We start from the raw sequence: 12285 nt of genomic DNA, 5'->3' as shown, positions 1-12285 counted from the left end.
CGAGCTACGACAAGACGACCGGGCTCGGCACGCCGAACAACCCCGCGTACGCGACGGCGATCAGCACGCCGTAATCGCTGGGTCGGGGCGTCAGCGCTCGTTCTCGGAGCGTCGGAGCGCCTCGGCGAGTTGTGCCAACGCGGCCACCACCGCGTCGAGGGCTGCACTCACCGACGGTGCCGACGAGTGCCCCGCCGCGACGATGTCGTCGGCACGCGCAGGCGTGAGCGCGTCGAGATGGCCGGTCGGGGGTTGACCGCGTACAGCGCGGCCGCGCAGGTTGGGTATCTCGGCGATGTCGGCGACGCCATGGGTGTCGCCGAGTTCGCCGAACTCGTTCTCACGGTGCGCGCCCGACCCGATGACGTCGTGCGCGCGGGCCGGGGCTTCGGTCGCGACGTCACCGAACGACTCGTGCACATCCTGATGTCCGCCGTTGTGGTGACCGCTGTCGTCGGCGTGGTCGACGGTGGCAACGTTCGAGCGTGCCTGCGACTCGGACTCGTCGGCCCGGCGGCGGCCGGTTGCCGCGGAAGTCAGGTAGCCGTTGGTCGGGGCGTACCAGTGGACGCCGCCGTGACCCTCGAAGAGCATGCACCGCGCCCCGACCCCACCCCTGCAGGGCATCCGATCGATCAGCGACTGTGCGTGCTGTTCGCGGTCGTTCCACTCCAGCCACAACCTGCGGTCGTACCGGGGCGTGTTCTCGGCGTCGGTTGCGTGATCACCGCGATGTCCGATGCTGAGGCGACAGCCGAGTACCCACCCGTTGTCGCTGGTATCCCCCAGTTCCGCACGTTCGTGCGCACTACATATGACCGTCGCCCAACATCCGTCGTGCACCATGGCGAATTCCCCCTTGACCCTGGCGACCAGACTAGTACCGATGGACCCGAAACCGGCGCAGAGCTCAGCGGCGAACGGTACGGCGGAACGAGTCGGCGTCGGCGTGCGCCCAGTCCCGCACCCAGTCCACCGGCGGATCGGCCAGCAACTCGCCGTCGTCGAGCCACTCGTGGATCTCCGCGTAGGACCGCTGGCTGACCGCATCGACGCGCTTGCGCAGCATGGATGGGTCGAGCTGCTCGGGTGATTCGACGCCCATCGAGGCCATCAACTGCATCGCCTGCTCGACGGTGGCCTGGTGGTAGCGATGCACCCGTTCGGCCTTGTCCGGGACATCGAGGGCCCTGGCGCGTCGCGGGTCCTGGGTGGCCACACCGACCGGGCAGTGATTGGTGTGGCACCGCTGCGACTGGATGCACCCGACGGCCATCATCATCGCCCGCGCCGCGTTGGTGAAGTCCGCACCCTGGATGAGCCGCTTGACGATGTCACTGCCGGTCGCGACCTTCCCGCTCGCGCCGATGCGCACCGTGTTCCGCAGGCCGCATCCGACCAGCGCGTTGTGCACGGTCATCAATCCGTCGGTGAGCGGGAGGCCCACGTGATCCTCGAACTCCAGCGGCGCGGCCGCCGTCCCGCCCTCGGCCCCGTCGACGATGATGAAGTCGGGACCGTCGTTCTCGGCGATCATCGCCTTGCAGATCGCGAGGACCTCGCTGCGGTCGCCGACACACAGCTTGATCCCGACCGGTTTGCCGCCCGAGAGTTCACGCAACTCGGCCACGAACCGGACGAGCTGCCGCGGCGTGGAGAAGGCGGAGTGATAGGCCGGGCTCACGCATTTCTCGTGGGCGGGCACTCCTCGGTACTCGGCGATCTCGGCACTGACCTTTGCGGCCGGCAACACACCGCCGATGCCCGGCTTGGCTCCCTGACTCAGCTTGATCGAGATGGCCTTCACCCGGTGGTCGGTCGCCTTCTCCGCGAACGTCGTCGGGTCGAACCTGCCGTCGTCGGTGCGGGCTCCGAAGTAGCCCGACCCCAGCTCCCAGATGACGTCGGCCCCACCCGACAGGTGATACGGCGTCAGTCCGCCCTCGCCGGTGTCATGTGCGAACCCGCCCGCGGCCGCCCCGCGATTGAGGGCGGTCAGCGCGGCGCCCGACAACGCGCCGAAGCTCATCGACGACACGTTGAGCAGGGACATCGAGTACGGCTGCGTGCAGTGCGGACCGCCGATCGTCACACGCGGCGGGGTGTCGGCGACCGGTAGCGGGACGGTCGAGTGGACGAGGTGCTCGTAGCCCACCTGCTCGATGTCGCGCTCGGTGCCGAACGACAGCTCCCCGTGGATCCCCTTGGCGCGTTCGTAGATGATCGTGCGCACGTCCCGGTCGAACGGGCGACCGTCGTAGTTGCGCTCGATGAAGTACTGCTGCAGCTCGGGGCGGATGGCCTCGAGCATGAAACGCATGTGCCCCACCAACGGGTAAATCCGCAGCACCGAGTGTCTGCGTTGCACGAGGTCGTACACGGCGACCGCTGCCGCACAGGCGAACAGAGCACAGATGATCCACCAGAACGGCGACAGCAACACCGCAGCGACCGCCGTCAGCGCGGTTCCCCCGACGGTGGACACCAGGACCACGAGCTTCACCACGGCCGACTCCCATCACTCCCCATGACGGACTCAGCCGCCTTCTCACGACAGTCCTACACCCGCACGGCGAACAGACGGTGACGGCGCACTGGGCCCGTCCGACCCCCCACCACGCCAACAATTCTCGTCGTCCCCCCGGCGAGACGTAGCGGGTCCACGTCCGGCCCGCGTACCGTCGAGGGCAGGTTGGGTTGCCATGGACGGTTGCTTCCTAGCCCGATCCGAACGCGGTGGTGGGAGTAGACCGGTGTCAAGCAGAGCGCGCCCCCATCATTCGCCCTCCACGCACGACGTGGGTCCTCCGCGCGCCTGATCGCGTACGGTCGAAGGTGCCAGTCCAGAACGTTGCTGTGCACACGTCGTCGGCCCACCATCACCGCGCTCGCGGTCCGATGAGTTCGACGACGCACGCGAACACACCCGATCTGCACTGTGAGGGGTTACATTCCTGATGACCGACATCGGTTATTTCCTGTCGTGCGAGCAGTACGGCCCCAAAGAACTCATCGAACAGGCTCGGATGGCCGAGGCCGCCGGTTTCACCCGCCTCTGGATCTCCGATCACTTCCACCCCTGGAACTCCGAACAGGGCCAGAGCCCGTTCGTGTGGGGCGTCCTCGGTGCGTTGTCGGAGGTGACCTCGCTGCCGGTCACGACCGCGGTCACGTGCCCCACGATCCGCATCCACCCCGCGATCCTCGCGCAGGCCGTCGCCACGGCCGCGGTGCAACTCGACAACCGTTTCGTCTTCGGCGTCGGTAGCGGCGAGGCACTCAACGAGCACGTGCTCGGCGATCTCTGGCCGTCACCGGGCGTGCGTCTGGAGATGCTCGAGGAGGCCATCGAGGTGATCCGACTGCTGCACGGCGGCAACGAGATCAGCCATCACGGCAAGCACTACGAGGTCCAGGAGGCGCGGATCTACACCCTGCCGTCGGAGACCGTCCCGATCTACGTCTCGGGATTCGGACCGCAGGCCGCCGAACTGGCCGGTCGCATCGGCGACGGCTTCTGCACCGTCACGCCGGACAAGGAGTCGATCGACACATTCCGGTCGAGTGGCGGCGGCTCCAAGCCCGTACAGGCCGGCACGAAGGTCTGCTGGGACACCGACCCCGACCGCGCGCTCGAGACCGCCCACCGGCTCTGGTCCAACGACGCCCTGCCGGGTCAGCTCGCCCAGATCCTGCCCCGCCCGAGGGATTTCGAGAGCGTCGCCGGCTTGGTCCCGAAGGCCGACATCGCCGACACCATCACCTGCAACGCCGATCCCGACGCCCACCTGTCGCAGCTGCGAGAATATGTCGACGCGGGCGTCGACGAGATCTACGTCCAACAGATAGGACCTGACATGCACGGCTTCTTCGACGCCTACCGCGACCACATCCTGCCGGCGCTGTCATGACCATGACGACGAACGCGCCCGCGCGTCCGACCTCCGATCCCGCCCTGCCTGCCCCCGCCGGTCCCTTGTCGACGGCGGTGGTGAACGCGCTGGCTTCTGGCGTCGTCGACGGCTCGGTGCTCACCGATGTCGTTGTCGGCGAAGCGGATCCGTACGGTCGTGACCTCCAGCTGGCGCTCTACGTCTGCTATGAACTGCACTACCGCGGTTTCGCCGACGTGAGCGACGAGTGGGAATGGCAGCCGGACCTCCTCCGACTCCGCGCCCACATGGAAGCCGCCTTCGGTACCGCATTGCGGGCCGACGTCGGCGATGTCGGATCGGACAGCGTTGTCTCCGAGATGGATTCACTGTCCATCGAGCCGATCGACGGCGACGGGCCGTCGTACTTCCTGCGTGACACCGCGACCTGGGATCAGATGCGCGAGTACCTGGCCCTGCGGTCGATCTATCACCTCAAGGAAGCCGACCCGCACGCCTGGGCCATCCCCCGGCTCACCGGGCAGGCCAAGGCTTCGTACGTGGCCGTCGAGTTCGACGAGTACGGCGGCGGGCGCGGAGATCGCGTGCACCAGCAGTTGTTCGCCGATCTGATGGTGGCGGCCGAGCTGAACGCCGACTACCTCGGTTACCTGGACGCCGCCCCGGCGCAGGCACTGGTCACGGTCAACCTGATGTCGATGTTCGGTCTGCACCGCTCCTCGCGGGGTGCGACCGTCGGCCATCTTGCGGCCACCGAGATCACCAGCTCACCGGGAGCGCAGCGTCTCGCCGACGCACTGGTGCGCCTCGAGGCGCCGGATGAGTGCGTCGGCTTCTACCGCGAGCACGTCGAGGCCGACGCCGTCCACGAGCAGGTGCTGCGGACCGACGTCGTCGGTGCGCTCGTCGAAGCCGACCCGAGCATGGAGGCCGACGTTGTCTTCGGTATCCGCGCGTTCAATCTCGTCGAGGATCGGCTCGCCGACCACGTCATGACACGGTGGAGCGCAGGCGAATCGGCGATGCTCCGCCCACTGTGAACGCCTAGTCCGCTGTGCGCGCACGCTTGCGATGGCTGGTGTCGCACAGCGGGTAGGTCTTGCTGCGCCGGCAGGCGCAGATCGCGACCATGAACCGGTCCGAGGCCACGGTGGAACCGTCGGGCATCTCGATGTCCACGGGGCCCTGGACCATGATCGGCCCGCCCTTCACCACACGCACGACGCGGCGGTCGGCGTCGCTCACCGCTTCGTCGCCAGGATGACGACGAGCGTCTCTTCGTGGCAGCCCTCGTCCATCAGGCCCTTCTCCCACAACCAGGTGGCCCGAGACTTCATCACCGGGCCGAACTCGACACGCTGCTCCGCGATCACCCGCGCGTCCATTCCCGCGCGACGCAATGCGTCCACCGTCTGCGCGGTTCCCGAGTACTCGGACTGCACGACCAGCAGGGTTCCGTTGTCGGCCAGCAGATCCGGCGCGATCGCGCACAACGGGTCGAGCACGAGTCGGCCGTCGACACTGGCGTCCCAGGCCTGCGTGGGTCCGGTCAGCGGCGTCACCTGATCCTCGATCGACGGCGCGGGCACGTACGGCGGATTGCACAGCACCACGTCGTACGGTCCGGCCGCCAACGCCTCGGGGAACGAGCCCACGAGCACGTCGACGTCGAGCCCGGCCGCGTCGGCGTTGTCCTGGGCGCACCGCGCCGCGTTGGAGCACAGGTCGACCGCGGTGACCGCGGCCGCCCCGGAACCGGCCGCAGCGATGGCCACGACGCCACTGCCCGTGCAGAAATCCAGAACCTTCTTGTCGAGGACGCCGCCGGGGAGCGCATTCATCTGCTCGATCAGCAGGTGCGAGTCCTCTTGCGGTGCATAGACGTCGTCGCTGGTCACGATGGTCGGCGAGATCGGGGATGCGGAGAGTGTCACAGGGGACCACCCATCAGTAGTGGGGAGATTTCCGTACCTGCTGATGGCTCAACGTGGTTGGTCGATCGTCTCCACTCTGCCACACCGCTGGCTCCGATTCAGGCAAGTCAGCGAGTAGCGTGGAGTAATGCACGCAATCATGGACGGACCGTTGGCGCGACTGGACTCGTGGGAGCCCGGCGATCGATGCTCGATCGTCCGGGCACTCGAAGTGGTGGGTACCCGGACCGCCCTGTTGATCCTACGTGAGGCGTATTACGGCACAACCCGTTTCGACGGGTTTGCCCGCCGGGTCGGCATCACCGACGCCGCCGCCTCGACCCGGCTCCGCGAGCTCGTCGCACACGGGTTGCTGACGAAATCGCCCTACCAGCAGCCGGGTCGGCGTACCCGCTACGAGTACCTGCTCACCGAGAAGGGCACCGACATGCTGCCCGTCGTCCTGGGGCTGATGCAGTGGGGCGACAAGTACCTGCAACCCGAGGGACGACCGCTGCAGGTCGTGGCCGACGACGACGGCGAACCACTGCAGGTGGCCGTGACCTCGGCCGAGACGGCTCCGGTGCCCCTGGACGGGGTGCGAATCCGCGTGACGCCGGAGTCCGACCCCGCAGTAGGCCTCTAGAAGCCCAGATCGCGGCCGATGATGTCTTTCATGATCTCGGTCGTCCCGCCATAGATCGTCTCGATCCGTACGTCGGCGTAGATGCGGGAGATCGGGTATTCGGCCATGTAGCCGTATCCGCCGTGCAGTTGCAGGCAGGTGTCGACGATGCGCTTGGCGAGCTCGGTGCACCACCACTTCGCCTTCGACGCGTCGACCGCGGTGAGCTCGCCGTCGACGGCACCCTGGATGCAACGGTCGACGAAGGCCTGCGCGATGTCGAGTTCGGTGGCGATCTCCGCGATCTTGTGCCGGTTGGCCTGGAACGATCCGACCGACTGACCGAACGCCTTGCGCTCGGAGACGTAGACCAGCGTGTCCTCGAACGCCTTGCGGGCACCGGCGACGGCGCCGACACCGATCGCGAGGCGCTCGGACGGCAGGTTGTGCATCAGGTGGTAGAAGCCCTTGTTGACCTCGCCGATGACGTTGGCCGCGGGGACACGGACATTGGTGAAGGACAGTTCCGCGGTGTCCTGGGCGTGCTGGCCTAGCTTGTCGAGGTTCCGACCACGCTCGAAGCCCTCCATCCCACGCTCGACGCCGAGGAGGGTGAAGCCCTTGTGTCCGGCCTCAGGATCGGTTCGGGTGACGACGATGACCAGGTCGGCGTTGATGCCGCATGAGATGAAGGTCTTGGCGCCGTTGAGGACCCAGTGATCGCCGTCGAGCGCCGCGGAGGTCTTGATGCCGGCGAGGTCGCTGCCGGCGCCGGGCTCGGTCATCGCGATCGCGCCGATGATCTCGCCGGAGGCGAAGCCGGGCAGCCACCGCTCCTTCTGCTCGTCACTGCACAGCTTCTTGAGGTAGGGCCCGATGACGTCGTTCTGCAGCGTGAAAGCCGGAGCGCGCGAACCGAACTTGGCCATCTCCTCGATGACGACGGCGTTGAAACGGAAGTCGTCGATGTCGGACCCGCCGAACTCCTCCGGCATGTAGAAACCGACCAGTCCGGCCTCGCCCGCCTTCTTGAACGCCTCGCGATCGATGATGCCGTCGCGCTCCCACTGCTCTGCATACGGCGCGATCTCACGCTCGACGAACGCCTTGGCGGAGGCGCGCAGCTGCTCGTGCTCGGACTCGAAGATCAGACGCTTCATCGTTGGATCACCTTCACATCGTGGCTGCGGGCACGGCTACACCGAGCGCTCGCTCTGTCCGCCTCACGGTACGCCGTTGACACAGTTTCTGACAATCGTTTCAGGTTTGCGAGGACCCGCTGCACGCTCGGCGCTGCACACCCTCGACGGCGGCCGACGACGTGGCCCTTAGGGTGATTACAGACCAGAACAAACGACTTCGTGCGAAGTCGACACAGATAAGGGGGTCGGTCCGCGATGCGCCGATGGGATCACCGGTCGGTGTTCGTGGCTCTCGTCTCCACCGCCGCCCTGCTGGCGGGTGCGTGCAGCACGTCGCCGACCCCGTCGAGCGGTCCAGACGGCTCCACGACGTCGCAGTCAGCGTCAGCAGCTGTGGCGCGGCCGATGGAACTGCCCCGCGGCGGGCGCACCGTGTTCCCCCGGTTCCGGATGGTCGCTCTCTACGGCGCCGCCGACGGTGGTGGTCTCGGTGCACTCGGCCTCGGCACGCCGGACGACGCCGCCCGCCGCCTCGAGCAGCAGGCCGACACCTACGCGCGACCCGATCGGCCGGTACTGCCCGTGATGGAACTGATCGTGACCATCGCGGACCCGACCCCGGGGCCGGACGGGTGCTTCGCCCATCCGACCGACATCGACGACGGGTGGAAGTACCTGCGCGCGGCACGTGAGCACCGCCAGATGCTGGTCCTCGACATCCAGCCGGGCCGGTGTGACTTCCTGAGCCAGACGCGGCGGTGGGAGCCGCTGCTGGCCCAACCCGATGTCGGGTTGGCCCTCGACGCCGAGTGGCGCATGCCCGCGGGCGTCGTCCCCGGTCAACAGATCGGAACGGTGAGCGCGGCCGAGATCAACACGGTCACGACCTGGCTGGCGGACCTGACGCGACGCCGAGCGCTCCCCCAGAAGCCCTTGCTGCTGCACCAGTTCACCGTGGACATGATCACCGATCGCGACGCCCTGGCCGCGCCTCCCGAGCTCGCCGTCATCAGCCACACCGACGGGTTCGGATCCATCCCCGACAAGATGACCAAATACCGCGCGCTCACGAGCCCACGCCTGCACTCCGGTTTCAAGCTCTTCTACACACAGGACAAACCGTTGATGAGTCCCGCGCAGGTGCTCGGCCTGCAACCGCCACCGGATTTCATCAGCTACCAGTAGTCCCTCACCTCTTCCGCATGTCGGAGGACGGTCCTACCCTCTCTCCCATGTCCGATTCGGTTCTGGTTCCCGCGGTCTCCTGGCGCGAGTTCGCCGAGGCCGCGCCGACGGTGTCCGCGGTGTTCCGCCGGCGTCACGCCGTCGCAGGCAACCTCGTCATGCTGGCGACCGTGCGCGCCGACGGCTCTCCGCGCATCAGCCCGGTCGAGCCGCGCGAATTCGAGGGCAGACTGTGGATCGTGGGCATGCCCGACACGACCAAGTTCCGGGACCTCGGTCGCGATCCCCGGTTCTGTCTACACACGGCCACGGTCGACAGCCAGGTCTCCGAGGGCGACGCGAAACTGTTCGGTCGCGTCGTCGATGTACCCGATCCCGCTCTGCACCAGCGCTTCGCGCAGATGATCTTCGACGACATCGGGCTCGATGTGCGCGGACAGACGTTCGACCACTTCTACTCGGCCGAGATCACGGGAGCGTCGTCGGTCGCGATCGTCAGCGGCGACGGCACCCCGGACCGCATGGAGGTCACCGTCTGGACGCCGGGCGCCCCCGAGCGCGTCGTCGTCAAACACTGACCGTGACGCGGCGGTTGCGGCCGTTGCGGGATAGCTGCGACGACCGGCAACAACCTTGCGCCATTGACAACTGTGACAATGCAGGGTGACACTGTTGGGGACACCGCAAGCGCCGGCTGCACCACCACGGCCGCGCTGCCCCCAATCAACCGGGATCTGCACGATGGGCGCGATCCGCGCCCTGTGCACACGGAACAGGAGACCCCAGATGTCTGCACCGACCACGACTGCACCGACCACGTTCGACTTCGATGCGATGCTGTCGAAGATCAAGGACAAGCAGTGGTCCCTGGCCGACATCGACTGGGACGCCCCCGGCGCCGAGATGATCGACCCGGAGCTGTGGGACCGGCTCAAGCCGTTCATGTCGGACCTGATGTGGATCGAGAACGTCGGCGCCCGCGGGTTCGCGGCGATGGCGAAGAAGGCCCCGACGGACACGCTGCGTGAGATCTACACCTACTTCCACGCCGAGGAGCAGAAGCACGCCAACGCCGAACTCGCCCTCATGCGCCGGTGGGGCATGCTCGACGGCGACGAGATGCCCGAGCCGAACGTCAACGTCAAGCTGATCATCGACTGGCTCGACAAGCACGCCGACGGACTGAGCCTCAGTGTGCTGGGCACCGTGATCCCGATGCTCGAGGTCGCCCTCGATGGTGCGCTGGTGAAATTCATCATGGACGAGATCCACGACCCGATCTGCCAGGAGGCGTTCAAGCACATCAACGCCGACGAATCCCGGCATCTCGCTGTCGATTTCGCAGTGATCGAGTTGCTCGGCAACTCGACGATGCGCAAGCTGCTCGTCGACACCGTCGGCGCGTGGATGAACCCGTCGTTGATCATCGGGACCCTGCGCTACATCCCGCTGTTGAACAAGATGCGCGACAACATCGTCACCATGGGTGTCGACGAGGAGCGCCTCTACAGCGCGATGAAGCGTTTCAAGAAGGTCGGGCAGCGGAATCCCGCGGCTCTCCGAGTTCCCATGTACCGCTTCATCCAGTGGCACGGTGACATGGTGATCGATCGCAATCACCCCTACCACCTTCTCGCCGACCGTCTGGTGAAGATCACCAAGCATTACCCGACGCGCACGCTCAACTCGAGCCCCACCTGGTCGAAGGAACTCACCTACGAGCCGACCGCCTGACGTGGGCTCCCCCGACGAGGCAGTCGGTGGCGCGCCCCCGCGGGGTCGGCTGCAACTCCAGGTCCGCGAGGTGATCCGGGAGACCGCAGACGCCGCGTCGGTGGTGTTCGAGGCTCCGGCCGACGGATTCAGCTACCGCCCAGGGCAGTTCATCACCGTGGGTGCGCAGCTGCCGGACGGGATGACGCCGCGCTGCTACTCGCTCTCGAGTGCACCCGGCCACGACCCGCACCCGGCGATCACCGTCAAACGGGTTCCCGGAGGGCAGGTCTCGAACTGGCTGATCGATCACGCCACGCCGGGCATGAGCGTCGACATCATCCCCCCGACCGGCGCGTTCACGCCGCGGGAGTGGACCGACGACTTCGTGGTCGTCGCCGCGGGCAGTGGGATCACGCCGGCGATGTCGATCATCAAGACCGCGTTGCTGACCCACGACAACGCCGTGACGCTGATCTACGCCAACCGCGACGAGCAGTCGGTCATCTTCGCCTCGGCAATCGCGGAGCTCCAACGGGCGCACCCGTCCAGATTCGTTGTCCGACATTGGCTCGAGTCCGAGCGAGGGTTGCCGACCGCGGCCGAGCTGGCACCGCTGGTCTCTGACGGCGACGAGAACCGGGTTGCCTATCTGTGCGGTCCCACGCCCTTCATGGACGTCGCTCACTCCGCTCTGGAGGCCGCCGGTCTGCCGACGACGCGAATCCATCGTGAACTGTTCTATTCGTTGACCACGAACCCGTTCTCGGCGGCTGCGGCCACCACGTCCGCGGCTCCCGCCACCCCGGGAGCGCCCGCGGAGACCGGGGCCCGTGTCACTGTCGACATCGAGGGTGAGACCCACGAGGTGGCGTGGCCGCGCGACGCGCTGCTGCTCGACGTCCTGCTGGACAACGGCATCGAGGCACCGTACGTGTGCCGCGAGGGCAATTGCGGCGGATGCGAATACATCCTCACCGAGGGTGAGGTGGAGATGCGGGTGAACGACACCCTCGACGACTTCGATCTGCGACGCGGCGCACGCCTGGCGTGTCAGTCGACGCCGGTCTCCGACGTCGTCGCCATCACGTACGACTGACCGCGAGGCGGTTCGTCGCGAAGGACCCGACGACCGGTCGGATCGCTTCGAACGCGGGATCATCCGACCGGAAGTGGCAGCCCACCGAGTTCTCCCGCTGCACCGCGGCGTGGACGACCGCTGCCGCCACCGCGGTCAGGTTGGCGTCCTCGACATCACCGACCGAGCGGACCCGGCGTACCGGAGCCGAGTCGATCAGTTCTGCGAGTCGGCCGAGTCCGGATGCGTCACGGACCACCGCTGCCGAGGCGGACATGGCGTCCTGCAGCACCCGGCGCGGTAGCAGCGGACGCGACTTCGGCAGGGGCGGGGCGACCATGTCGGCGCCGAGAACCCGTCCTCGCACAGCGTCTTCGGCGACCACCGCGGCTCGTCGACCCATCACCAGACCCTCGAGCAAGCTGTTCGACGCCAGCCGGTTCGCACCGTGCAGCCCGGTGCGCGCCACCTCACCCGCCGCGAGCAGTCCATCGATCGACGTGCGGCCGTCGACGTCGGTGACCACTCCGCCGCACAGGTAGTGCGCCCCGGGCACCACGGGGATCAGCTCCTGCCGGGGGTCAACGCCGATTGCCCGCACTCCGGCGGTGACGGTCGGGAACCGGTCGGCGACGTCGGGGACCGCTCGCGCGTCGAGGAACACACACGGCTCGCCGTTCTCGGTCATCGCGGCGTGCACGGCACGGGCGACCACGTCGCGCGGGGCGAGATCGCC

At 67.3% G+C, this 12285-nt stretch carries 13 protein-coding genes; 7 read left to right on the top strand and 6 right to left on the bottom strand.

The window, feature by feature from the left end; genetic code table 11:
- Positions 1–90: 90 nt before the first annotated feature.
- Both JHC79_RS17565 and JHC79_RS17560 read right to left on the bottom strand, forming a co-directional pair.
- A complete protein-coding gene (locus JHC79_RS17565) occupies positions 91–594 on the bottom strand; it encodes a hypothetical protein (protein WP_296393178.1) in 504 nt (167 codons plus the stop codon).
- Positions 595–910: 316 nt separating this feature from the next.
- Complete coding sequence (locus tag JHC79_RS17560; RefSeq protein WP_296393182.1) at positions 911–2437, bottom strand: FMN-binding glutamate synthase family protein; 1527 nt, start codon at positions 2435–2437, stop codon at positions 911–913.
- A gap of 520 nt (positions 2438–2957) precedes the next feature.
- On the opposite strand from JHC79_RS17560, the gene JHC79_RS17555 reads away from it, so the two are divergent.
- Entirely contained in the window at positions 2958–3911 is a 954-nt protein-coding gene (locus JHC79_RS17555) for a TIGR03557 family F420-dependent LLM class oxidoreductase (protein ID WP_296393175.1), read from the top strand.
- The gene (locus JHC79_RS17550; RefSeq protein ID WP_296393173.1) at positions 3908–4933 is read left to right on the top strand and encodes an iron-containing redox enzyme family protein; all 1026 of its coding nucleotides are present in this window, start codon (positions 3908–3910) and stop codon (positions 4931–4933) included. The genes JHC79_RS17555 and JHC79_RS17550 overlap by 4 nt, the downstream gene beginning before the upstream one ends.
- Positions 4934–4937: 4 nt before the next feature.
- Here the strand turns inward: JHC79_RS17550 and JHC79_RS17545 are convergent, their stop codons facing one another.
- Both JHC79_RS17545 and JHC79_RS17540 read right to left on the bottom strand, forming a co-directional pair.
- Complete coding sequence (locus tag JHC79_RS17545; RefSeq protein WP_296393171.1) at positions 4938–5138, bottom strand: CDGSH iron-sulfur domain-containing protein; 201 nt, start codon at positions 5136–5138, stop codon at positions 4938–4940.
- On the bottom strand, positions 5135–5827 hold the full coding sequence (locus tag JHC79_RS17540; protein WP_296393168.1) for a HemK2/MTQ2 family protein methyltransferase: 693 nt from the start codon (positions 5825–5827) through the stop codon (positions 5135–5137). The genes JHC79_RS17545 and JHC79_RS17540 overlap by 4 nt, the downstream gene beginning before the upstream one ends.
- Before the next feature lie 127 nt (positions 5828–5954).
- Between JHC79_RS17540 and JHC79_RS17535 the strand changes: the two genes are divergently transcribed.
- Entirely contained in the window at positions 5955–6452 is a 498-nt protein-coding gene (locus tag JHC79_RS17535; RefSeq protein ID WP_296393166.1) for a helix-turn-helix domain-containing protein, read from the top strand.
- Here JHC79_RS17535 and JHC79_RS17530 read toward each other — a convergent pair.
- A complete protein-coding gene (locus JHC79_RS17530; RefSeq protein ID WP_296393164.1) occupies positions 6449–7591 on the bottom strand; it encodes an acyl-CoA dehydrogenase family protein in 1143 nt (380 codons plus the stop codon). The genes JHC79_RS17535 and JHC79_RS17530 overlap by 4 nt on opposite strands.
- A gap of 375 nt (positions 7592–7966) precedes the next feature.
- Here JHC79_RS17530 and JHC79_RS17525 point away from each other — a divergent pair, with 375 nt between their 5' ends.
- The 4 genes from JHC79_RS17525 to JHC79_RS17510 all read left to right on the top strand — a co-directional run bounded on the left by JHC79_RS17525 (position 7967) and on the right by JHC79_RS17510 (position 11570).
- On the top strand, positions 7967–8758 hold the full coding sequence (locus JHC79_RS17525) for a hypothetical protein (protein ID WP_296393162.1): 792 nt from the start codon (positions 7967–7969) through the stop codon (positions 8756–8758).
- Between the two features lie 47 nt (positions 8759–8805).
- Positions 8806–9336, top strand: coding sequence for a pyridoxamine 5'-phosphate oxidase family protein (locus JHC79_RS17520; RefSeq protein ID WP_296393160.1), 531 nt, complete (start codon positions 8806–8808; stop codon positions 9334–9336).
- Positions 9337–9544: 208 nt separating this feature from the next.
- Complete coding sequence (locus JHC79_RS17515; RefSeq protein ID WP_296393159.1) at positions 9545–10492, top strand: ferritin-like domain-containing protein; 948 nt, start codon at positions 9545–9547, stop codon at positions 10490–10492.
- 1 nt (position 10493) lies between these two features.
- Positions 10494–11570 (top strand): ferredoxin--NADP reductase, encoded by a 1077-nt coding sequence (locus JHC79_RS17510; protein WP_296393157.1) that lies wholly within the window; start codon positions 10494–10496, stop codon positions 11568–11570.
- Here the strand turns inward: JHC79_RS17510 and JHC79_RS17505 are convergent.
- Positions 11557–12285: FAD-binding protein (locus JHC79_RS17505; protein ID WP_296393155.1), on the bottom strand; the 729-nt coding region annotated here is incomplete at its 5' end. The two genes, JHC79_RS17510 and JHC79_RS17505, sit on opposite strands and share 14 nt — an antisense overlap.

The sequence above is a fragment of the Williamsia sp. genome, from assembly GCF_016462415.1.
GTDB lineage: Bacteria > Actinomycetota > Actinomycetes > Mycobacteriales > Mycobacteriaceae > Williamsia_A.
The sequence above is the reverse complement of the archived record's forward strand: the minus strand, read 5'-3'. Positions and strand labels throughout refer to the sequence as shown.

Bases quoted from the DNA above. Each gene is read 5' to 3' on its own strand.
- JHC79_RS17555 (WP_296393175.1), top strand. From the start codon at position 2,958: ATGACCGACATCGGTTATTTCCTGTCGTGCGAGCAGTACGGCCCCAAA.
- JHC79_RS17515 (WP_296393159.1), top strand. From the start codon at position 9,545: ATGTCTGCACCGACCACGACTGCACCGACCACGTTCGACTTCGATGCG.
- JHC79_RS17550 (WP_296393173.1), top strand. From the start codon at position 3,908: ATGACCATGACGACGAACGCGCCCGCGCGTCCGACCTCCGATCCCGCC.
- JHC79_RS17535 (WP_296393166.1), top strand. From the start codon at position 5,955: ATGCACGCAATCATGGACGGACCGTTGGCGCGACTGGACTCGTGGGAG.
- JHC79_RS17565 (WP_296393178.1), bottom strand. From the start codon at position 594: ATGCTCTTCGAGGGTCACGGCGGCGTCCACTGGTACGCCCCGACCAAC.
- JHC79_RS17530 (WP_296393164.1), bottom strand. From the start codon at position 7,591: ATGAAGCGTCTGATCTTCGAGTCCGAGCACGAGCAGCTGCGCGCCTCC.
- JHC79_RS17520 (WP_296393160.1), top strand. From the start codon at position 8,806: ATGTCCGATTCGGTTCTGGTTCCCGCGGTCTCCTGGCGCGAGTTCGCC.